20 protein-coding genes are annotated in these 22,137 nt (G+C 61.1%); 11 read left to right on the forward strand and 9 right to left on the reverse strand.

The window, feature by feature from the left end; translation table 11 throughout:
• Window position 1 precedes the first annotated feature (1 nt).
• From CLV41_RS23205 to CLV41_RS23215, 3 genes are read right to left on the reverse strand one after another with little or no spacing between them, the layout of a single operon-like run.
• Entirely contained in the window at window positions 2-1,228 is a 1,227-nt protein-coding gene (locus CLV41_RS23205) for a metal ABC transporter permease (protein ID WP_103224939.1), read from the reverse strand.
• Between the two features lie 12 nt (window positions 1,229-1,240).
• Window positions 1,241-2,062 (reverse strand): metal ABC transporter ATP-binding protein, encoded by an 822-nt coding sequence (locus CLV41_RS23210; RefSeq protein ID WP_103224940.1) that lies wholly within the window; start codon window positions 2,060-2,062, stop codon window positions 1,241-1,243.
• Between the two features lie 5 nt (window positions 2,063-2,067).
• Window positions 2,068-3,060, reverse strand: a complete 993-nt coding sequence (locus tag CLV41_RS23215; protein ID WP_103224863.1) for a metal ABC transporter solute-binding protein, Zn/Mn family — start codon at window positions 3,058-3,060, stop codon at window positions 2,068-2,070.
• Window positions 3,061-3,458: 398 nt separating this feature from the next.
• Between CLV41_RS23215 and CLV41_RS23220 the strand changes: the two genes are divergently transcribed.
• On the forward strand, window positions 3,459-4,130 hold the full coding sequence (locus CLV41_RS23220; protein WP_170107298.1) for a GntR family transcriptional regulator: 672 nt from the start codon (window positions 3,459-3,461) through the stop codon (window positions 4,128-4,130).
• Between the two features lie 76 nt (window positions 4,131-4,206).
• Here CLV41_RS23220 and CLV41_RS23225 read toward each other — a convergent pair whose 3' ends face one another.
• A complete protein-coding gene (locus CLV41_RS23225; protein WP_103224865.1) occupies window positions 4,207-5,262 on the reverse strand; it encodes a LacI family DNA-binding transcriptional regulator in 1,056 nt (351 codons plus the stop codon).
• A 250-nt stretch (window positions 5,263-5,512) separates the two neighbouring features.
• Here CLV41_RS23225 and CLV41_RS23230 point away from each other — a divergent pair, with 250 nt between their 5' ends.
• The 4 genes from CLV41_RS23230 (at window position 5,513) to CLV41_RS23245 (ending at window position 10,619) form a co-directional block, all read left to right on the forward strand.
• On the forward strand, window positions 5,513-6,886 hold the full coding sequence (locus CLV41_RS23230; protein WP_103224866.1) for an ABC transporter substrate-binding protein: 1,374 nt from the start codon (window positions 5,513-5,515) through the stop codon (window positions 6,884-6,886).
• Window positions 6,887-7,091: 205 nt separating this feature from the next.
• On the forward strand, window positions 7,092-8,333 hold the full coding sequence (locus CLV41_RS23235) for a carbohydrate ABC transporter permease (RefSeq protein ID WP_103224867.1): 1,242 nt from the start codon (window positions 7,092-7,094) through the stop codon (window positions 8,331-8,333).
• Window positions 8,334-8,345: 12 nt separating this feature from the next.
• Window positions 8,346-9,494 carry a carbohydrate ABC transporter permease gene (locus tag CLV41_RS23240; protein WP_103224868.1) on the forward strand — a complete coding sequence of 383 codons (1,149 nt, stop codon included), beginning with the start codon at window positions 8,346-8,348 and terminating at the stop codon, window positions 9,492-9,494.
• A 33-nt stretch (window positions 9,495-9,527) separates the two neighbouring features.
• Window positions 9,528-10,619 carry an ABC transporter ATP-binding protein gene (locus CLV41_RS23245; protein WP_103224869.1) on the forward strand — a complete coding sequence of 364 codons (1,092 nt, stop codon included), beginning with the start codon at window positions 9,528-9,530 and terminating at the stop codon, window positions 10,617-10,619.
• A 216-nt stretch (window positions 10,620-10,835) separates the two neighbouring features.
• Here the strand turns inward: CLV41_RS23245 and CLV41_RS23250 are convergent, their stop codons facing one another.
• From CLV41_RS23250 to CLV41_RS23270, 5 genes are all read right to left on the reverse strand, one after another.
• Entirely contained in the window at window positions 10,836-11,405 is a 570-nt protein-coding gene (locus CLV41_RS23250) for a copper chaperone PCu(A)C (protein ID WP_103224870.1), read from the reverse strand.
• Window positions 11,406-11,426: 21 nt separating this feature from the next.
• Window positions 11,427-12,683 carry an ABC transporter permease family protein gene (locus CLV41_RS23255; protein ID WP_235867231.1) on the reverse strand — a complete coding sequence of 419 codons (1,257 nt, stop codon included), beginning with the start codon at window positions 12,681-12,683 and terminating at the stop codon, window positions 11,427-11,429.
• Window positions 12,684-12,741: 58 nt separating this feature from the next.
• Window positions 12,742-13,422: an ABC transporter ATP-binding protein gene (locus CLV41_RS23260; protein WP_103224872.1), complete on the reverse strand. Its 681-nt coding sequence runs from the start codon at window positions 13,420-13,422 to the stop codon at window positions 12,742-12,744.
• A 9-nt stretch (window positions 13,423-13,431) separates the two neighbouring features.
• Entirely contained in the window at window positions 13,432-13,869 is a 438-nt protein-coding gene (locus CLV41_RS23265) for a hypothetical protein (protein ID WP_103224873.1), read from the reverse strand.
• Window positions 13,870-13,995: 126 nt separating this feature from the next.
• Window positions 13,996-15,498 (reverse strand): alkaline phosphatase, encoded by a 1,503-nt coding sequence (locus tag CLV41_RS23270; RefSeq protein WP_103224874.1) that lies wholly within the window; start codon window positions 15,496-15,498, stop codon window positions 13,996-13,998.
• 479 nt (window positions 15,499-15,977) lie between these two features.
• Between CLV41_RS23270 and CLV41_RS23275 the strand changes: the two genes are divergently transcribed.
• The 6 genes from CLV41_RS23275 (at window position 15,978) to CLV41_RS23300 (ending at window position 22,097) form a co-directional block, all read left to right on the forward strand.
• Window positions 15,978-16,760: a DeoR/GlpR family DNA-binding transcription regulator gene (locus tag CLV41_RS23275; protein WP_103224875.1), complete on the forward strand. Its 783-nt coding sequence runs from the start codon at window positions 15,978-15,980 to the stop codon at window positions 16,758-16,760.
• A 5-nt stretch (window positions 16,761-16,765) separates the two neighbouring features.
• Entirely contained in the window at window positions 16,766-17,836 is a 1,071-nt protein-coding gene (locus CLV41_RS23280) for an ABC transporter ATP-binding protein (RefSeq protein ID WP_103224876.1), read from the forward strand.
• Window positions 17,837-17,904: 68 nt separating this feature from the next.
• Window positions 17,905-19,188: an ABC transporter substrate-binding protein gene (locus CLV41_RS23285; RefSeq protein ID WP_103224877.1), complete on the forward strand. Its 1,284-nt coding sequence runs from the start codon at window positions 17,905-17,907 to the stop codon at window positions 19,186-19,188.
• Window positions 19,189-19,309: 121 nt separating this feature from the next.
• On the forward strand, window positions 19,310-20,197 hold the full coding sequence (locus tag CLV41_RS23290; protein ID WP_208987694.1) for a carbohydrate ABC transporter permease: 888 nt from the start codon (window positions 19,310-19,312) through the stop codon (window positions 20,195-20,197).
• Window positions 20,194-21,015 carry a carbohydrate ABC transporter permease gene (locus tag CLV41_RS23295; RefSeq protein WP_103224878.1) on the forward strand — a complete coding sequence of 274 codons (822 nt, stop codon included), beginning with the start codon at window positions 20,194-20,196 and terminating at the stop codon, window positions 21,013-21,015. The genes CLV41_RS23290 and CLV41_RS23295 overlap by 4 nt, the downstream gene beginning before the upstream one ends.
• 173 nt (window positions 21,016-21,188) lie before the next feature.
• Window positions 21,189-22,097, forward strand: a complete 909-nt coding sequence (locus CLV41_RS23300) for a sugar kinase (RefSeq protein WP_103224879.1) — start codon at window positions 21,189-21,191, stop codon at window positions 22,095-22,097.
• Window positions 22,098-22,137: the final 40 nt, after the last annotated feature.

A 22,137-nucleotide genomic window follows, 5' to 3' on the forward strand; every position in this document is an offset into this window, starting at 1 on the left:
TTTATCCTCCCGCCGGAGAGGCGAGGGGAGCCGGCGCGCCGAGAGCCGCGTCGATATCCCTGATCTGGTCGCGCGTCAGAACCGCCTCGATCGGCGTGAGGCCGTCATAGCTGGCGAAAATCGCTTCGTCCTGAATGATCTGCCGCGCCTTTGCCCAGCGGGCCTCGTCGAGAACGGTTTTGGCCGCGGCGGCGCGCCCCTTGCCGGTCGCCACCAGGTCCTGGCGGATATAGCCGGCGCGGCGCATCATCTTTTGTGTGAGGCGTTCGCGGATGGTTTCTCCCCGGGCAAGAGACGTCAGGCCCTGATGGAGATGCACATCCACCTGAAATTTCCTGTGCCGGAGAAAGGCTGCCAGAACGCCGCGCTTCGGCGACAGCAGCATCGAGATCGTGAAGAACGCGAAGTTGACAAGAACGATGATCGGTCCCGTCGGCAGGTTCGGCGCGGTTGCCGACAGAGCCGTGCCGAGATAGCCGGCGAAGCCCCCCGTGGCCGCGGCGATGAGCAGCAGCCTGTCCGAGCGGTCCGTCCAGAACCGGGCGGAGACGGAGGGAATGATCAGGGAGGAGACGATCAGGATCAGCCCGACCAGTTTGAGCCCGACGACGGTGACCATCATCACCACGCTCATCATGGCAAGGTCGATGAGGCGGACCGGGACGCCGGTGGCACCGGCGTATTCCGGGTCGAAGGCAACCAGGGTCATGGGTCGGCGCAGAACCACAATGACCGCCGTGGACAAGGCGCCGCCCACGGCGATGATCACCGCGTCCTGGAACAGCATGCCGGCGGTCGAGCCGAGCAGGAATCCTTCCAGCCCCGCCTGCTTGCCGTGCGAGAGGGTCTGGATGACGGTCAGGAGAACGACGCCAAGACCGAAAAAGACCGAAAGGACCGCTCCGATCGCCGCATCCTCTCTGAGGCGGGTCTTGCGGGTGATCCAGTCCACGGTCAGAAGGCCAAGCCCCGCGGTTACCGCGGACCCGGCGAGCAGGCCGACAAGGTTGCGGCCGTCACCGCCGAAAGACACCATCAGGATGAAGGCGAAGCAGACGCCGGGCAGCGTCGCGTGCGCGACGGCGTCGCTGACAAGAGTGCGTTTGCGCAGGAACAGGAAACAGCCTGCGCAGCCGCCTGCGATACCCAGCAAAGTTGCGCCGACGGCAACCAGCGCGGCGTTGTAGCCGGCCTGAAAGGTCAATGCGTCGAGGAATGCCGAGAACATGTCGATTGCCACCTAATCCAGCTTGAGCTGATCGATATGCGTCGTCGCCAGCCGCCCGCCATAGGTTTCCTGCAGCATCGGGCCGGTAAACGTGGTGGCGACCGGACCTTCGGCGATCTTGCGGATATTCAGCATGAGCACGTGATCGAAATAATCCGTCACCGTGGCAAGGTCGTGATGCACACAGACCACGGTCTTGCCTTCCGCTTTCAGGTCTTTGAGAACATCGATGATGGCTTTCTCGGTGGCGGCATCGACGCCCGCGAAGGGTTCGTCAAGCAGGTAGAGACCGGCATCCTGGGCCAGGGCGCGCGCAAGGAAGACCCTTTGCTGCTGGCCGCCGGAAAGCTGACCGATCTGCCGGTCGGCAAAGTCCGCCATGCCGACCCGTTCCAGGCAGTCGAGCGTCTTTTTCCGGTGCGCTGGACGGATGAAGCCCAGCAGTCCCAGACCCCGGAACTGGCCCATGGTGACAACGTCGCGCACGCGGGTCGGAAAATCCCAGTCGACGGAGGCCCGCTGGGGGACATAGGCAATCGCCTGGCGCATGGTCTCAAGCGGTTTTCCGTCGACATAAGCGGAGCCGGAGAGCCGCGGGATGATACCGAGCACGGCTTTCAGGAAAGTCGATTTGCCGGCGCCGTTCGGGCCGACGATCGCGGTCATGCTGGCTTTCGGCACGGTGGCGTCGATGGAGAATACCGCCGGTTTGGTGCCATAGGAGACAGTCAGCCCTCTGACGGCCAGGGCGCTCGCGGCGAGCGCGGTGTTTGTGTCGCCGTCGGCGATACGGCCGTCGCTTGCCGCAAGTTCCAGTGCCGGTTGTGTGTTCATGGTCATCACATCGTTACTGCCAGTTGGCCGAGGCGGCCTTTTTGAGGGGCTTGCCCGCCAAGGGCGCGGGCAATCGTGGTGACGTTGTGATCGATCATGCCGAGATAGGTTCCCTCATAGGTTTCCGGTTCCCCCATCGCGTCGGAATAGAGCGAGCCGCCGATGACAATCTCATGTCCCCTGGCCGCCGCGCCTTCGATCAGCGCCCTGACGCTCCGGTCGGAGACGGAGGATTCCACGAAGACCGCCTTGATCTTGCGTTCGACCAGCAGATCGACCAGTTCCGCCACCCGGTGCAACCCTGCCTCGCTCTGGGTCGAGATGCCCTGAATGCCGATGACGTCGAAATCATAGGCGTCGCCGAAATAGTTGAAGGCGTCATGCGCGGTCACCAGCACCCGGTTGTCTTTGGGAACCGTTGCCAGAACCTCGGCCGCGAAAGTGTCCAATGCGGCGATTTCCTGAAGATAGGCAGCTGTGTTGGCTTCGAATACGGCCTTGTGTTCGGGCTGGGCCTCGATCAGCGCGTCGCGGATGGCTTCGGCGACATACAGCCACCGGCCCGGATCCATCCACACATGCGGATCGTATTTGTTGGCATAGACGTCATGGGCAATCAGCTGGTCCTCCGGCATGGCCTCGGCGACCGCGACGACATTGCGCGACTTGCCGAGTTTGCGGAAGAAGTCCTCCATCTGGGCCTCAAGAAAGAGGCCGTGCCACAGGATCAGGTCGGCCTTGGTCATCGCCACGATGTCCGAACGGGTCTGGCGGTAGGCGTGCGGATCGACGCCCGGGCCCATCAGGGCATGAACGGCAACGCTGTCGCCACCGATTTTGGCCGCGGCGTCCGCGATCATCCCGGTGGTCGCGACGATATTCAACTGACCGGCCCGCGCGGACGGCGGACAGGAGAAGACCAGCAGAACTGAAACAAGCGTGCCGAGAACCGCGGAGGTTAGCCGGGTGCGGGGCGCGTTGAAAATACGATTGAACATGGCTGTGAAACTTGACCGGTTGAATTTGCTTTTGCGAGTTATTTGCAACAATAATGCTTTTAAGAATGATTTGCAAGAACTACTTCATCGCTCGCCGGTGAGGAGCTACAGCACCTGCCAGATCGATTTCCGAGAGGCTTTACTCGCTATTTTTAACAATGGTTTTCCGTCAGCAGAAAGCCATATTCGTGTGCAATTTCAATGAGAAACTCTGAGTACGCGGGTTCGCGGGAAAGAGCCTTTACCGCATGATTGATGCTTTGGATAAAATTGAACCGATAAAATTATCCGGGCTGAATTGATTTGCTCTCAAAACAGGGCGGCCGGGCTGGGGGGAATTCAGTACCGGGAAAATGCAATCTGCTGTGACACAGGTCAGGAGTCGGGTGCTTTCCGCAATGTCATCGAAAGTCAAATCCACACGCGTCGACAAAGCTTATGAGCGTTTGAAGGCCGATATACTGAACGGAGAACTGCCGCCGGGCTTTCAGGCGCCGGAACCCGATATTGCCGATCGGCTCGGCATGAGCCGGACACCTGTGCGCGAGGCTCTGATCCGTCTGGAGGCGGAGCGGCTCGTTGAGCTCATCCCGCGGCGCGGGGCAAAGGTTCTCGCCATTTCGAGAAAGGACATCTGCGAGGTATTCGAGATCCTTTCCGTTCTGGAGGCACTTGCCGCGGGCTCCGCCGCGAAGGAAAAATGCGGCGACCTGGTGCTTGGCGGTATCGAAGAGGCGGTGATCTCCGCCGAGAAGGCCCTGGCCGACAACGACATGGAAAGCTGGGCGTTGCTGGACGACCGCTTTCACCGGCTGATTGCCCGAAGCGGTGGAAATGCCCGGCTCGATGAAACAATTTCCAGCCTGCTCAATCAGGTCTTCCGCGCAGACATGGTTCTGCTTCGGCTGAACAAGGGGCCGGCTGCGAATTCCGACGATCACCGGGCGATGTATGACGCGATCCGGGCGGGCGATCCGGCGAAGGCCGCAAATGTTGCCAAGGCGCACAGATTGGCCGGCCTTGCCACCATGAACAATGTCCTGGAAGCCTGCGGCCTGACCCATGTGTAGGAAAATTCCACGCCCCCCTCCGCGCTCCCCGTAGCGGCCGCGTCAGGACCGGCATCTTCCGAACCGTCCATTCAGCTTATGGCCTTGCCTGATTTTGTGGGGATGGGACAGGGCCGGTCGACTGGCCGATGATCAGTTCGGCGTCCATATGCAGGGATGCCGGTTTGGCATCCGGGTCGGCAATCATGGCCAGAAGCAGTTCGGCCGCTTTCTCTCCCGCATAGCGGACAGAGGACCGTGTGCAGGTGAAAATCGGGACCTCGCCGCAATTGGGCAGGAAGGAGAGTGCATCGTCGTGGGTGATGATGGAGACATCCTTGCCGGCCTTCAGGCCGCATTGACCGATGCCACGGGCAACGCCGATGGCCGAAATCATCGAAGAGACCAGGAAAGCCGTCGGTGGATCGTCTCCCTTGAGCATCGCCACCGCATTTTCGCAGCCATAGGGTTCGGTCATGTCGGCGCTGCGCATGAGCGCGGGATCGGGAGACAGCCCGCGTCCTGCCAGAGCGTCCTCAAAGCCTCTGCGCCGCCGGTGGGCAAAATCCATATGTTCCAGACCGTTGAGAAGGGCGATGCGGGTGTGCCCGAGATCGAGCAGCAGATTGGTCGCCCGTTCGAAGGCCCGGCGGTTGTTCATGTCGATCCAGGATGTTTCTGACTCAGCGCCCGGGATCCGTCCGTGCACGACGAACGGCAGATTGAGCTTCTTCAGAAGCAGGTGCCGGCGCTCGTCATTGGCGGGGCCGTGAATGATCACGCCGTCCGCCTTCTTGCGCGAGGCGATCTGCCTGTAGGCGTCTTCCTCATGGGCGTCGTCGACGACCGAAAGCATCATGTCATATCCGTGCCTGGAATAGGTCTCGCCGGCTCCCGCGATGAACTCCAGAAAGATCGGGTTCATCATTTCATGGATGGAACGCGGTATGACATGGCCGATCGCCATGGACCGGCCGGTCGCAAGACGCCTTGCCTGGCTGTTCGGCGCGTATCCCAGCTTGTCCGCCATTTCGGCAACGCGCCGACGCGTTTCGGCGCTGACTTCCGGATAGCCGTTCAGAGCGCGGCTGACCGTCGTCTGTGACAAATTCAACCGATGCGACAATTCCTTAAGGTTTACACCTCTGGTCATTCTTGCCCAAAACGCTTTGAAAGCGCCCCTCCCGACAGGCTTCTATTGAAATGCAACACTAATTCGTCAGTTGTCCGCTTGACAAGGCCGAAGCGTGACGACATGGTGTGAACGAAATCCAAAGCGGTTTGGATGGCCGATACTGGGAGAATACTTGTCCTGAACATACATGTGGGTATTGCTGCCGGACGGTTAGGTGTGCCACTTTAAATTGAAAGTCCTGGGACGAGGACAATCTGGGAGGATTGACATGAAAAGACGTTTGATGGCCTGCACGGCAGGTGTGGCGCTTGGCGCCGCTTTCGGCATCAACGCTGCGGCGGCGGCTGATCTTTTGTATGCGCCCGGCGAAGATTCACGCTTCAACTGGGACAGCTATCAGGCCTATGCCGATTCCCACGATCTCGGCGGTGAGCAAGTCACCATTCTGGGCCCGTGGCTCGGGCCGGACCAGGATGCTTTCGACACGGTGCTGGCCTATTTCGGCGAAGCCGCCAATGTCGATGTCCGCTACACCGGCTCCGACAGCATGGAGCAGCAGATCGTCGTCGACGCGGAAGCCGGTTCCGCTCCGAACGTCGCCGTCTTCCCGCAGCCGGGCCTTGCGGCCGATCTTGCCAAACGCGGTTTCCTGACACCGCTCGGCGCCGATGCCGAGGCATGGATGAAGGACAATTATGCAGCCGGCCAGTCCTGGGTCGACCTGGGCAGCTACAAAGGCAAGGACGGCAGCAAGACCTTCTACGCGTTCCCCTACAAGGCCGACGTGAAATCGCTGGTGTGGTACGTTCCGGAGAATTTCGAGGACGCTGGCTACGAAGTTCCCTCCACCATGGAGGAGCTGAAAGCCCTGACCGAACAGATCGTCGCGGATGGCGGCACCCCCTGGTGCATCGGACTGGGTTCCGGTGCCGCAACGGGCTGGCCGGCAACCGACTGGGTCGAGGACATGATGCTGCGCACCCAGCCGGCCGACGTCTACGACCAGTGGGTGACCAACGAGCTGCCGTTCAACGACCCCAAGGTGGTTGGCGCCATTGAAGAATTCGGCTGGTTCGCCCGCAACGACGATTTCGTCGCCGGTGGCGCCGGCGCTGTGGCCTCGACCGATTTCCGCGATAGTCCGAAGGGCATGTTCTCATCGCCGCCGCAGTGTTACCTGCACCATCAGGCTTCCTTCATCCCGGCCTTCTTCCCGGAAGGAACGGAAGTGGGACTTGATGCCGACTTCTTCTACTTCCCCGCCTATGCGGAAAAGGATCTCGGGTCTCCGGTTCTGGGCGCGGGCACTCTCTTCGCCATCACCAAGGACAGCCCGGCAGCGCATGCGTTTATCGAGTTCCTGGAAACGCCGATCGCGCACGAACTCTGGATGTCGCTGGAGGGCGGCGGTTTCCTGACACCGCTCAAGAGTGTGAACAAGGAGGTCTATGTCACGGAGACCCGCAAGGCTCTCGGCGATATTCTCTTTAACGCAACCACCTTCCGCTTCGACGGTTCCGACCTGATGCCCGGCGGCGTCGGTGCGGGGTCCTTCTGGACCGGGATGGTCGATTATGTGGGCGGCAAGCCCGCTCAGGAAGTCGCGGACAGCATCCAGACGTCCTGGGATGCCTTGAAGTAATTTCCGCTTCGAACGTAAACGATCTGTCCGGGGTGATTTCCACTCCGGACAGATCCGGCATCGCCAGAAGGTGCCGGAAGGTGCTCGCGATAACAGGCAGAAAAAGCCTGGGGCACCGGTCAGTCTTTCACTTTCAGGCGTCATCCACTTCAGGCGTCATCGTGAAAGCAGACCGATACAGCGGCACGTTCTCGGGGAGGAGAGCATGAATCCGGCATTACAAGGTCTGATCACCATCATCGTCGGTGTCGGCGGGTGCATCGGTTATTTCTACCTGTCCAACCAGTTTCTCGACAAGGTTCTGTTCCCCGCCCGCGGGAAACACATCGGCCGGAACATCAACCGCGCCAACATGATCCGTCCCTGGTTGTTCCTGTTTCCGGCGATCTTCGCTCTCGCCCTGTATCTGGGGTACCCGGTCATCGAGACCCTGCGGCTTTCGTTGACAGACCGCAGTCTGGACGGGGCGTTTGTCGGTCTCGACAACTATGCCCAGATGGCAAGCGAGCCGAAATTCTGGGAAGCCATGCGCAACAACATGCTCTGGCTGATCGTCGTGCCGGCCATATCGACCGCGTTCGGGCTGCTCTCCGCGCAACTGACCGACCGCATCGCCTGGGGAAACGTCGCCAAGTCGTTCATCTTCATGCCGATGGCGATCTCTTTTGTCGGCGCGGCGGTGATTTTCAAGCTCATCTACGATACCCGCCCCGCCAACCAGGATCAGATCGGCGTGCTCAACGCCGTCTGGCTGATGTTCGAGGGCGGGCCCGGTTCCTTCCTCTTTCTCCGCCTGCTGCCGGCCGCCATCGTGATCTGCTTCGCGCTTCTCATGGCGTATGTCTTCTACCTCGCGCTCAAGCCGCTGATCCGGCGAGAATCCGCGCGGGCCGGCGGTTCCTGGTGGGCCGTGCCGCTACGCCTGTTCGCCGGGTTCGTAGCTGCCTGGATGATCTGGCTATCCGCAAAGTCGGTCTTTTCGGTACTGTCGGCGGAATTTGCCTTTGGCGCGCCGCAGACATGGCTGACCCTTCCGTTCTGGAACAGTTTCTTCCTGATGGTCGTGCTGATCTGGATCCAGACCGGCTTCGCCATGGTCATCCTGTCGGCGGCGCTGCGCGGCATTCCCGAAGAGACGATCGAGGCGGCGATCCTCGACGGCGCCAACCCGTTCCAGATCTTTTTCAAGATCAAGGTTCCGCAGATCATGGGAACGATCGTCGTCGTATGGACAACCATCACGCTGGTCGTCCTGAAGGTCTTCGACATCGTCTTTGCCATGACCAACGGACAATGGGAGACGCAGGTTCTGGCGAATTACATGTACGACAAGCTTTTCCGGGCGAACGACTGGGGCGTCGGCTCTGCCAGCGCCATCGTCATCATGGTGCTGGTGCTGCCGATCCTGGTCTGGAATGTCTACAACGCACGCAAAGAGATGAACTGAGGGGGCCGGACCATGTCGTCAATAGCAGGTACCAAATCCGGTCTCACCTGGGCCGTGCAAATCTCCGTCGTGTTGCTGGTCGCGCTCTGGCTGTTTCCGACCGTCGGACTGTTTGTTTCCTCGTTCCGGACGGCCGACCAGATTTCGTCAAGCGGCTGGTGGGCGTCGATGCTGCCGTCCGAGCGCAACGAGACCTTGCGGACCGCCAATCCGGATACGCAGGTCCAGGAGGACGGGCTCTGGGTGATCCGGGGCAATCTTTTCGAAGCGGACAGACAGGCGGAGATCTCCGCCTGGGGCATCACGAGCCAGGATATCGCCGCCTACACGCCGGGGGAAACCGCCGACATGGGCGAGGACGGGCGCCTGACGGTCGAGGCCAACGGCGACTACCGGCTGGTGAATGAGACGGAATTTTCCGGCCGGCGCGGCGGACGGGTCTTCGTGACCGCAAGCTCGCCCCCCGAATTCACCCTCGACAATTACCGCGAGATGCTTTTCGATCCGTCGAACCGGGAGGGCATGACCAAGGCCTTCTTCAACACGCTGACGGTGGTCATCCCGGCGACCATCATTCCGATTGTCATTGCCGCCTTCGCGGCCTACGCACTCGCCTGGATGCGGTTTCCCGGGCGCGCCCTGCTGATTGCCGCGGTTGTCGCGCTTCTGGTGGTGCCGCTGCAACTGGCCCTGATCCCGCTTTTGAAGCTGCATCTGGCGGTGGGGATAGGTAAGGGCTATCTGGGCGTCTGGCTGGCGCATACCGGCTTCGGCCTGCCGCTGGCGATCTATCTATTGCGCAACTACATGGTCGGCCTGCCGCGCGACATCATCGAAAACGCCAAGGTCGACGGCGCGACGGACTTTCAGATTTTCGTCAAGATCATCATTCCGCTGTCCTTCCCCGCGCTCGCCTCTTTCGCGATCTTCCAGTTCCTGTGGACGTGGAACGATCTGCTCGTTGCGATGGTGTTCCTGATCGACGCTACCGGCGAGACGACCGTCATGACCAAGCAGATCGTCGAACTGCTCGGCACAAGAGGCGGCAACTGGGAAATCCTGGCAACGGCGGCATTCGTCTCGATTGCCGTTCCGCTGGCGGTGTTCTTCGCCCTGCAGCGTTATCTCGTCCGCGGCCTTCTTGCGGGATCGGTGAAATAAAATGAAAAACAACCAATTTAGGGAGCAGCCGGCATGTCCTCTCTGTCTTTGAAAGATGTCTGCAAATCCTATGGCTCCGTTGAGGTCCTCAGGGATATCGACCTGGAGATCAACCAGGGCGAACTGATCGTCTTTGTCGGCCCGTCCGGCTGCGGCAAGTCCACGCTCCTGAGGATGATCGCCGGTCTGGAGACGATCACCGGGGGAACCCTGGAGATCGACCACGAGCGCATGAACGACGTGCCGCCGGCACAGCGCGGCATCGCCATGGTGTTCCAGACCTACGCGCTCTACCCGCATATGACGGTGCGCGACAACATGGCCTTCGGCATGAAGATCGCCAAGAAATCACGCTCGGAAATCGATGCGGCCATCGCCAACGCGGCGCGCATCCTGCAGCTCGAGCCTTATCTGGACCGCCTGCCGAAAGCGCTTTCCGGCGGTCAGCGCCAGCGTGTCGCCATCGGCCGGGCCATCGTGCGCAACCCGAAAGTCTTTCTCTTCGACGAGCCGCTATCGAACCTCGATGCGGCGTTGCGGGTGGCGACCCGGATCGAGATCGCGCAGCTCAAGGAAAGCATGCCGGAAAGCACGATGGTCTATGTGACGCACGATCAGGTGGAGGCGATGACACTCGCCAGCCGGATCGTGGTGCTGCATGGCGGCAATATCGAGCAGGTCGGCGCGCCTCTGGACCTCTACGAGCGGCCGGCGAACACCTTCGTCGCCCAGTTCATCGGGTCACCGGCGATGAACCTGCTCGACGCCAAAGTCACGGCAACGGGCGAGACGACATCGGTGCAAATGGCGGACGGTGGCCGCGCGACCGTGCCGATCGCGTCCAGGGGCGACGATGCCGGAAGCGCGGTCAGGCTGGGCGTGCGGCCGGAAGACCTGACGATCACCGACAGCGACGAATTCCTCGTTTCGGCCGATGTGGATATCGTCGAGGCGCTGGGCGAGACCACGGTGCTCTATTTCATGTCCAAGAACGGCGAGGCCGCCCTGATCGCCAAGCTGCCGGGCATCCACAAGATTGCCAAGGGCACCAATATCCGCCTGACCGCCGCCCCGGAAAAACTGCATCTCTTCGACGACAAGGGGATATCGCTTCTCTACCGGTAGGCGGTGTGGGGCTCCTGTTCGATTTTGTTGGTGGAAACCCCCACCCCTGACCCCTCCCCACAAGGGGGAGGGGAATACCGCTTGGCTCGGAGTTGTCGCTGAGAACCTTCAAACGGCTTTCCACATTGTGAGAAAAATCCCCCTCCCCCTTGTGGGGAGGGGTTAGGGGTGGGGGTAGCTCCCCCGGCTTCCCGCGCTTGTTTTCGGGCCCGTAACCTAATGCTGATGTCCCGCATGGCTGTGCCGGGTGGCGTTGGCGTCCTCCACCTGGGCATGCATTTCGAGATGACCGAAATCGAACTCGATCTCGATTTCGAATTCCTCGCCTTTCCCGAAGGAGCGTTTCAAGCCGTTGAGCCGCAGGGCCAGGCCGTTCGGCGTCAGCACCATTTCCTGCCCGGCCTTGAGGGGAACCGGGGGCAGGGGGATGAAGTGCGTTTCGCCATCCTTCAACTGAAAGCCGACCAGTTCGACGCTCTCGGCCACATCCGTTTCCGCGCCGGTAATCAGGATGTCCCTGTCCGAGGTGTTTTCGATTTCGACAAAAAGCAGCGCGGTTTTATCGGAGGTCGCCCGGATCCAGGCATGAAGGGCGCGAACGCCTTCGGCGTGGCCTTCATGATCGGAATGCTCCCCCCCTTCGTGCCCCTCGTCATCATGTCCCTCATCGTGGGCTTCACCCTGATGCGCATGGACGGGTTCCGGCGTCTTGTGTCCTTCGGCCGCCGAAACCGGCCCGGCGAGAGAAAACAGGAAGGAAAACAGGATGGCTGCTGCGTGCTTCATGAAAAAATCCTCTGGATTGGATCAGGCGCGCAGATCTGTAATGATATTACGTGACATGGTCATGAAGGCAGGCAGGAGCGCGAGCAGGACCGTGAGGCTGACAAAGGCCGCGATCAGGTGGAATTCCGGCCAACTCAGGGTCGCGGTGACGAGGATATCCGTCTTTGCCGTGACGATTGAGGAAATCACGCCGACCGCCACCAGGCCGACCGCCAGTCCGGCCAGGGAACCGGAGACGATCAGGGTGGCCGCGAAGCACCAGACGACGGCGAAGACAAACCGCCGGGGCGCGCCGAGGGCTCTCAGGAGCGCCAGGCGACGGGCGAACAGGCGGGTGAGGATGATCAGTCCGGTCAGGACGCCGGCCGCCACCAGAACCTGCGTCAGCACCGCCATGACGGACATGACCTGACGGATGTCGCCCATCAACGAATGGAGCTGTGCCAGCACGGCGCCGGGGAAAAACGCCATGGTGTCCGCCCGGGTGAATTGCGAACGCAGGGCGTAATTCGCCCACAACGCCTCCGCCCGCACGAGAATGGCCGGCGTTCCGGGAAAATAGTCCGGATCGAAGGGCGGGCCGATCTGGGCCTCGCGGCCGGGCGCATGGCCGTTGACCAGCCCGTGAACCTCCCAGACGCTTTCGACGGGAACCAGGATCGCCCTGTCCCACGGGCTTCCCGTCGGAGGCATCCTGCCGACGATCTCGAGCGTGTGGCCCGCATGCGCGTCATCTTCCGCGCTGTCGCCAATACCGTGTGCCGGGGTAATGGCGGTGCCGAGGGCAAGCTTCACGGCGGATCCCGCGACCGCCTCCGTGCTGGTGGCGAACATTCGCCCGTCGGCCAGTTTTCCGGCCAGATGATCGACGAACCCGGCGGTGGTGCCGACGACGGGCGAGTCCCGATAGCTGTCGCCGAATGCGATCGGGGCGGCGAGGTCGACCTGCTCATGTCCGGCGACTTCGTCATAGACAGCCCCGCTGAGGAGAGGCACGTCGCTCGGCTGCAGATAGACCGCGGCGAACATCATGGTGATTTCGCTGCCGGGTGCGGCGACGATGAGGTCGAATTTTTCCGCGGCCCGGGCCGTTCCCTTGCGCAGGCCCCTTTCCTGGGCGATCAGGCCGACGCCGATACCGACGGAAACCGCGATCAGCAGGATGAAGGTCAGGCTGGTCCAGCGGTAGCGCCACAAGAGGGCGGCCACCAGGGCCCGCGGGCGGTAGCCGCGCAGCACGGCGGCGCCGGCGGCAAGGGCCGGCACCAGCAGCATCACCAGCCACAAGATGTCCTGGAGGAGGGGCGAAAGGTCCCGCCAGCTATCCGAGATCAGGTCAGGCAGGAGACACCTCCGTCTTCAGGCGGCCGTCGGCGATGTCGATGACCCGGTCCATGCAGTCGAGGAGATGCCGGTCGTGGCTGACTGCGATCAGGGTTTTCTTTTCCGTCCGTGCGAGCCCGATCAGGTCGGTTATCAGCAGGTCGGCGGTGTCGCGGTCCAGACTGGCCGTCGGTTCGTCGGCCAGGATGATGGAGGGCCGGTGGGCAAGGGCGCGGGCGATGGCGGTGCGCTGGCGTTCCCCGCCGGAAAAGCTGTCCACGGTTCGCCTGCCGGAAGGAACCTTGAGTCTCGACAGGACTTCGGCCGCCGTTTCCCGGATGGAGCGGCGCGCCGCCGGTGGGGCGAAGGCGGTTGCCAGGGTGGCGTTGCCCAGGGCGCTGAGTTCCTCGAACAGGAGAAAATCCTGAAAAACCAGGCCGACATGCTGACGCCGGAACCCGGCTCTCGCCCCGTCATTCAGGCGCACCAGATCGGTCTCGCCCCAGCTCAGGCGTCCGCTCATATGCGGCTGCAGGCCGGCCAGTGCGTAAAGGAAGGTGGACTTGCCCGCGCCTGAAGGACCGCGCAGGCCGACTGTCTCGCCCGGCGCTGCAAAAAAACGGCCCGCGGTCAGCAGCACGCGGCCGCCGGGAGCAGTGATCGAAAGGTCTTCAACGTGCAGGGAGAGGGTCATGCCGATCCGTCAGGGGCGTTCATGGACGGCGTCGACAAGACGGACCCTGCTGACAAAGCCGGTGTCCGGATCCTTGAAGGTACCCAGTTCAAGAACGCCACTGGTGACGATTTTGCGGTTGAATGCCACAACCTCGACAGTCCGCTTGGTGTAGATCGCGAGAATGTCACGCGGCCATTCGGCCTCGGTCTCGCAGAACGGGCAAACGGACATCGGAATTTTGGTAAGGACGAAAAACCGGCTGTCGGCTTTCAAAGGCGGTGCCATATAGCCGTCGACGGAAATCCGGCTCCCCTCCAGCGATTTCGCAAGGTCCGAGAAGCTCCGGTCCTTGTTGTAAAGCGTGCGCAGTTTCAGAGGTTTGTCGGACGCAGCGGCGGGCAATGGGAAAAGGAGCCTTGCAAGCGGGGCAAGGCCCAACCCGGCAACAAGCTGTCTGCGATCCATGGGATCCTCATCGTGTCGGACTATTCACCTGGCCCTGTCTATCCGGCGGATGTGACAGGAAAGAGAAAGGCCTGCACTGGTGGCAGGCCTTTCCGGTTCACCTGTCGGTGAGGCCGTGCCGGACGCTTACTGAGCGTTTGCAGCGTGGTTCATGATGTGGAAGATGACATTCTGTTCGATGGTGCCATCGACCAGATGTGCCCAGGGACCCTTTGCGTAGATCGCGACGTCCTCACCGGAATGGGTTTCGGAGGATTTCGGGATCAGGGCCTGCTGAACGTAGTCCAGGTCGGTGGCGGTTTCCTGATCCAGTTCCGGACGAGAGCCCGTGTAGTCGTTGGCACCTTCCTCCTTCTTCAGAACCGAGCCGGTGCCGTTGAGATAGCCGATCACGGTGTAGGGCTTGCCGTCGTCGGCCAGGAGCAGTTCATCGGAGTGCTTGATGCCTTTCTTGGCAACGTCGTAGCACAGGCCCAGGATGTCGGAGCCACGGCCGCAATACCCGTTGAAGGCGATTGCGTGTTCGTGGTCGGCGGTGACGATGATGAGCGTGTCTTCATCGTTGGTCAGTTCGTCGGCCAGCGCAACGGCCTCGACAAAGGCAACGCCGTCCCGCATCACGCGAGCGGCATTGCCGTCGTGGTTGGCGTGGTCGACACGGCCCGCTTCGATTTCCAGGTAGTAGCCGTTTTCGTTCTTGGAGAGATACTCGATCGCGGCTTTGGTCATGTCGGCCAGGGACGGCTCGTCATCATCGGCGCGGTCGGCTTCATATTCCATGTGGCTGTCGTTGAAGAGCGCCAGAACCGGAGTGGAGCCGTCGAGCTTCAGTTGGTTGAAGCCCGCAGTGTCGGTCGCGAACTGAGCACCCAGGCCGGTGGCGCGCTCAACCAGGTCGACATTGTCTTCGCGGCGGCCCTTCAGACCACCCATTTCCTTGTCCTTCGGCAGGAAGTAGCGTCCGCCGCCGCCCATCGCGAAATCGATGGTGCCGGCATCCAGGGCGTCGATCAGCTGGGTCGCGATGTCTTTCTGCGCGGTGCAGCCTTCTGGCACGCTGTCTTCCCAGTTGCGGTTGGCGGTCTTGGCGTAAACCGCCGCCGGCGTGGCGTGGGTGATGCGGGCGGTGGAGACGACGCCAACGGACTTGCCGGCGTCGGTCATCAGTTCGGAAAACAGGGCCAGTTCGTTGCCTTCAACCGTGGAGCAATCCTCATGGATCGCGTTTTCGCCAAGGTTGATCAGATTGAAGCGCTGTTTCACACCGGTGTTCATCGAGCCGGCTGTCGGAGCGGAGTCCGGCGTCTGGGCGTTGATGTTATAGGTCTTGACCAGGGCGCTGTAGAATTCCGGGGTTTCGTAGGGAAGAACGTTTTCCTCACCCATCATGCCTTTTTGCTGACCGTCAAACAGGCGAGTGGCGTAGTTTGTGCCCACGCCATTGCCGTCGGCGATCAGCAGGATCACGTTCTTGGCGCGGTTGGTGTTCGGTTGGCGGTCGAGAACCGCCTGAATGGCAGCCTGGCCATCCTTGAACCACTGGCTTGAAGCTTGCGGCAGCGTGTCCTGGGCGACGGCGGCAGAGCCGGTAAGGGCCAGCGCCAGCGCAGAGCTGATAATCGTTTTCATGATAACTCCCGATGATTGGGGTGAATCCCGAAGGGTTACTTAGAAACGCCGCGTGACAAATGGTTGACAGTTAGATGAATAACCGTATTTGTTACTTTATTACATTACACTAAAAGTAAAGTTTGGTGAAAATTTGAAAAATTACATTTGGTCGTCAGATTCTGCGTTTGCGATGTTTTCGTTGGAGATTAAACCTTAGCCGGTTAATTGAATTCCCGACTGTTCGGACCGGCTTTTGCATTTCCCCGATTGTCAAATTTTCCCGGTACAAGTCGTCCGCAGCTCGTAGAATGGTCGTCAGATGGCGGTCACGAGAACAAGAACTGTCACATCATTTTCATATGAGCGTCGAATAAGGTTCATATGAAAATGATTTATCGAGGTTCGAAGCCGAGCTTTTTCGAGTCCGCCGAAATCCTCGGGAAGAGTTTGGCAACGGCGCCGGCCGGGGCGAACTGGATGAGACAGGTTGGAAACATATGCTTGGGCAAATAGACATTTCGAAACGCCAGGCGGAAATCGCCGATCTGGTGCAAAAGGCGGGCTTCGCCTCGGTGGAGGAGCTGGCCGAACGTTTTGAAGTGACCACCCAGACGATCCGCCGCGACGTGAACGGTCTGTGCGAGCTGGGGATCCTGCGGCGGACACATGGCGGTGTCGAGCCTCCGGCACCCGCTTCCAATATCCACTATTCCACCCGGCAGATCCTGAATCTTCCGGAAAAACAGCTGATCGCGACGCTGGCGGCGGGCGAGATCGAGAGCAACAGGTCATTGGCCTTTTCGATCGGCACGACACCGGAAATCGTCATGCAGGCGCTGACCGGCCACGAGAATCTGGCCATTTTCACCAACAACCTGAATGTCGCCTTCACCGCTTCCGTCAACCCGACCTTCCAGGTGACCATCGCCGGCGGCCGCCTGCGGCACGGCGACCGGGACGTGCTGGGGTCGTCGGCGCAGGCCTTCTTTTCCAACTACAAGGTCGATATCGGCATTTTCGGTGTCGCCGGGGTCGATGAAGACGGCACGCTGCTGGATTTCCACGAGGACGAGGTGGCCGCCCGGCAGTCGATCCTCGCCAATTGCCGCAGGTCCTTCCTGGTGCTCGATCACAGCAAGTTCAGGCGCAGCGCGCATGTCCGCGGGGGGCATCTGAGCGATGTGGACGCCGTTTTCACGGACCGGTCCGTACCGCAGGCTATTCTTGCCGGCCTTCAGGGCACCAAGACGGAGGTTCATGTCGCCGATGACGGGAGCTGATCGTGATGACCGGTGACCTGCCACCGCGCACCGGCAAGCCCATCCAGTTGGAGAGTGTCACCCGAAGATGGGGTGAGACCACGGCCGTCGACGGGCTCTCAATCCATATTCCGGAGGGGTCTTTCACTGCCCTGCTCGGACCGTCCGGTTGCGGCAAGTCGACAACCCTGCGGATGATCGCCGGCCTGGAAAATGTCAGCGAGGGGCGGGTCCTTATCGGCGGTGAGGACGTGACGGGCCGGCCGTCCTCCAAACGCGATCTGTCCATGGTCTTCCAGTCCTATGCGCTCTTTCCGCATCTGAGTGTCGCGGAAAACATCATTTTCGGTCTCAAGGTCCGCCGGGTCGGGCGGGCCGACAGGGATGCGCGGCTCGCCAGGGTGGCGGGCCTGCTGGGTCTTTCCACGCTTCTGGAGCGCAAGCCGGGGCAGCTTTCCGGCGGCCAGCAGCAGCGTGTCGCGCTGGGCCGCGCCATCATCGGCGAGAAGCCGATCTGCCTGATGGACGAACCGCTTTCAAATCTCGACGCGAAGCTGCGTCACGAGATGCGGGTGGAAATCCGCGCCCTGCAGCAGCAGCTCGGATTCACCATGGTCTATGTGACCCACGATCAGGTGGAAGCCATTACGATGGCCGATCAGGTCGTGCTCCTGAACGAAGGCCGCCTGGAGCAGGCTGCCGCACCGCGCGAACTCTACGAGAAACCGGCGAGCCCCTTCGCCGCCCGGTTCGTCGGCACGCCGCCGATGAACCTGTTTCCGGCAAGGGCCTTCGGCAGGCTCGCCAACGCAGCGGAACACCAGCTCGGCATTCGTCCGGAAGCCATGCACCTTCAGGATGGCGGGCCGGTGACCGCTTCGGTCCGCGCGCTTGAATATCTGGGTGCGGATATCCTGGCCGACTGTGTGGTTGGCGGAACCGCTTTCCAGGTGCGGCTGCCGACGACAAAACCCGTCGTCCCCGGGCAGTCCATCGATCTTGGCTTCGAGAGCGGCGCCCTGCATGTGTTCGACGGGCAGACCGGCAGGCGCCGGGACGATCTCGTTTCGGAATACGGAGCGCAATTGCGTTCCTGAACGAACTGCGCGCGCCCGCGCAGACCGACCGCAGTGGTGCGGATGCTCAAACCTTGGGAACTGAACCGATGTTGAAGTCCTTCCTCCTGAAAGCCGTTGCCGCAACGGCGCTTTCGTTCAGCACCTGGGCCTCCGCTCAGGCTGTCGACCTGCAATTCTATTTTCCTGTCGCCGTCGGTGGCAAGGCCGCCGAAACCATTCAGGGACTGACCGACGAATATGCCGCCCAGAACCCGGATGTGACCATCGATGCCGTCTATGCCGGGTCCTACCAGGACACTGTCGCCAAGGCGATCACCGCGTCGCGCGGCGGCAATCCTCCGCAGCTTTCCGTGATCCTGTCCGTGGACATGTTCACCCTGATCGACGAAGACCTGATCGTACCTTTCGACGATTATCTCACCACCGATGAAGACAAGAAATGGGTGGACGGTTTTTATCCCGCTTTCATGGAAAACAGCCAGACCGGCGGCAAGACCTACGGCATTCCCTTCCAGCGTTCCACGCCGGTTCTCTATTGGAACAAGGAAGCCTTCGAGGCAGCCGGTCTTGACCCGGAAGTCGCTCCGGCAACCTGGGACGAGATGGTCGAGTTCGGCAAGAAGCTGACCAAAAAGGATGCCTCCGGCAACGTGACCCAGTGGGGCGTGCGCATTCCGTCTTCCGGCTTCCCCTACTGGCTGTTCCAGGGGCTTGCCATTGAAAACGGCGCGATCCTGGCGAACGCGGAAGGCAACAAGACCAACTTCGACGATCCGAAAGTCGTCGAGGCGCTGCAGTTTCTCGTCGATCTCAGCACCGAATACGAAATCATGGCGCCGGGCATCGTCGAGTGGGGCGCAACCCCGAAGGCTTTCTTCGAGGGCCAGACGGCGATGATGTGGACCTCGACCGGCAATCTGACCAACGTGCGCGACAACGCTCCCTTCAAGTTCGGCGTCGCCATGCTGCCGGAAAAAGTCCAGCGCGGCGCCCCGACCGGCGGCGGCAACTTCTACCTGTTCAAGGGAGCTTCCGATGAGCAGAACAAGGCTGCCGTGAAATTCGTCCAGTGGATCACCGCACCGGAACAGTCCGCGAAATGGACCATCGCGACCGGTTACGTCGCACCGCGCCCGGAAACCTGGGAAACCGAAACGATGAAAGCCTACGCGGCCGACTTCGCTCCGGCCCTGGTCGCCCGCGACCAGCTGGAATTCGCCAAAGCCGAGCTCTCCACCTATCAAAACCAGCGCGTCACCGGCATCTTCAACGATGCCCTGGCGGCGGTCATCACCGGCAAGAAAGATGCCGCGACGGCTCTGAAGGAAGCCCAGGCCGAGGCGGACAAAATTCTCGCCGAGTACCGCTGATACAGCGGAAGAGCGGAGCGCCGGGTTGAAACCCGGCGCACCGCCTTTCCTTCATTTTGAAACATCTTCCGGGCGGTTCCGGAACGAACGTGAAATCTTCAGGACTTCGGATATTTCTGCAATGCGGGGTTTGGTCTTCAGGCGCGAATGGATCACGGGCTGGCTGCTGCTGCTGCCGGCGCTGGTGTTTCTGTTCGCCTTCACGCATATCCCCGCGGTCACAACGATCCTGAACAGCTTCTTCTCCACGCCGCGCGGCCGGCGGCAGGCGAAATTCATCGGTCTCGACAACTACGAGCGCATGATCGGCGATCCGGTGTTCTGGAAGGTGCTGTGGAACAATCTCTGGTTCGCCCTTGGAACGATCCCGGTCTCGGTCGCGCTGGCGATCGTCATGGCGCTGTGGGTCAATGAAAAGCTGCTCGGGCGCAGCTTCGTGCGCATGGCCTATTTCACACCAACGGTCCTGCCGCTGATCGCGGTCGCCAATATCTGGCTGTTTTTCTATACGCCGGGTTTCGGCCTTTTCGACCAGATCACCGGATTTCTGTTCGGCTGGCCGGCCACCAACTATCTCGGCGATCCGGACACCGCGCTGAACGCCATCATTGTCGTGACCGTCTGGAAGGAGGCCGGCTTCTTCATGATCTTCTATCTGGCGGCGCTGCAATCGATCCCGGTCAACCTGAAGGAGGCGGCGCAGATCGAAGGGGCGGGACGCTGGACGATCTTCCGCAGGATCACCTTTCCGCTGTTGATGCCAACGACGCTGTTCGTATGCGTCAACGCGGTGATCAATTCCTTCCGCCTTGTCGATCACATCTTCATCCTGACGGATGGCGGACCCGACAATGCGTCCGCCCTGCTGCTGTTCTATATTTACGAAGTCGCCTTCCGGTTCTGGGAGACCGCCTACGGCGCAACGCTCACCGTGGCTCTGCTGATCCTCCTTTCCCTGCTCGCCATCAGCCAGTTCTTCTTCTTCGACCGCAAGGTGCACTACAAATGAGCGGGCTTGCGACGAACCTGGACCGGTTCCTGAACGTCTTCGCCGCCTGGGCTCTGGCGCTCATCTGGGTGCTGCCGCTCGCCTATGCGGTCTGGACCGCCTTTCATCCCGCCGCCTATGAAGCCCGGTTCGAGCTGTTCGCGCCGCTGACGCTGGAAAATTTCGTCAAGGCCTGGGACGCGGCGCCTTTCGCACGCTATTTCCTCAATACGTTCATTCTCGTGACCATGATCCTGGCCGGTCAATTCATCCTGTGCACCCTGGCGGCCTATGCCTTTGCCCGCTTCGCGTTTCCCGGCCGCAACATCCTTTTCGCGCTCGTCCTGCTGCAGCTTCTGGTGATGCCGGACATCCTGATGGTGGAGAACTATCAGACCATGCGCCTTCTGCATCTGGTGGACACCATTCCGGCCATCGCGCTGCCCTATGTCGCGTCCGGGTTCGGCATCTTTCTGCTTCGCCAGACATTCATGACCGTCCCGAAGGAACTGGACGAAGCGGCGCGCATTGAAGGGGCTTCCTTCCTGACCGTCCTGTGGAAGGTCTATATCCCGCTCGCGAAGCCGACCTATCTGGCCTATGGCCTTGTTTCGGTCAGTCACCACTGGAACAACTTCCTGTGGCCGCTGATCGTCACGAATTCCGTCGAAACCCGCCCGGTCACCGTTGGGCTGAGCGTGTTTTCGGCCATCGACAGCGGGGTCGAATGGTCGGTCATCAACGCGGCCACGCTGATGACGTCAGGGCCGCTGCTGCTTGCCTTCCTTCTGTTCCAGCGCCAGTTCGTACAAAGCTTCATGCGCGCCGGGATCAAGTGATTTCCACTGCATTATGACAGTCCGGTTCCTGCCAAACCGCTTTGAACAGGCAGATTGGCATTCGGGCACTAGGCCTTTGACGGCGACCTATGCTAATGGATTTAAATCGTGCTTTTCCGCGGATTGTCCGCCTTAAGTTTTTCCGGGTTTTTACCCGTTGAAGGAGTGCCCCCTTGTCAAAGACGTTCCTGGCCATTGGTGAGTGTATGGTTGAAATGGCCCCGAGCGGCAGCGGCACCTATGTGATGGGCTTTGCCGGGGATACCCTGAACACGGCGTGGTACGCGCGCAAATATCTGGGCGAAGACTGGAGCGTCAGCTATTACACCGCGGTAGGCACCGATCAGGTGTCGAACGAGATGCTCGAATTCCTTCAAGCCGCGGATATCGACATCAGTGCCGTCCGCAGGCTGGAGGAGCGCACCCTCGGTCTTTATCTGATCCAACTGAAGGATGGAGAGCGAAGCTTCGCCTATTGGCGGTCCCAGTCGGCGGCGCGCTGCCTCGCAGCGGACCGGTGCGCTCTGGACGCCTCGCTCGATCAGGCAGGATTGATCTATTTGAGCGGCATCACCCTGGCGATTCTTCCCGCAAGCGACCGGACATCGCTTCTGGAAGCCCTGCGCGCCGCGCGGAGAGCGGGGGCTCAGGTCGCTTTCGATCCCAATCTCAGACCGCGTCTTTGGGAAAACGCTGAGACCATGCGCACCTGCGTGACCGAAGCGGCCGGCGTCTGCGATTTCGTCATGCCCTCCTTCGAAGACGAAATCACCCATTTCGGCGACGCCGATCCGAAGGCCAGCGCGGAGCGCTACCTTGCGGCGGGCGCGGGAATGGTGGTCGTCAAGAACGGGCCGGAGGAAGTCATCTGCGCCCGGCAGGGCAATCTGCGCGCCTTTCAGCCAAAGCCGGTCAGCAACATCGTCGACACGACAGCCGCTGGAGACAGCTTCAACGCCGCATTTCTGGCGGAATATCTCACGTCGGAGAATGTGGAAGACGCTGTCACGGCCGGAGCCGGCCTGGCCGGCAGGGTCATCCAGCACCGCGGGGCGCTGGTGGACTGTCTGGAACCGGCCTGACCGCCGGTCTTTCGAACCGGAAACGCAAAACGTATTTGAT

The sequence above is a fragment of the Roseibium marinum genome, from assembly GCF_002906165.1.
In the GTDB taxonomy this organism is placed as follows: domain Bacteria; phylum Pseudomonadota; class Alphaproteobacteria; order Rhizobiales; family Stappiaceae; genus Roseibium; species Roseibium marinum.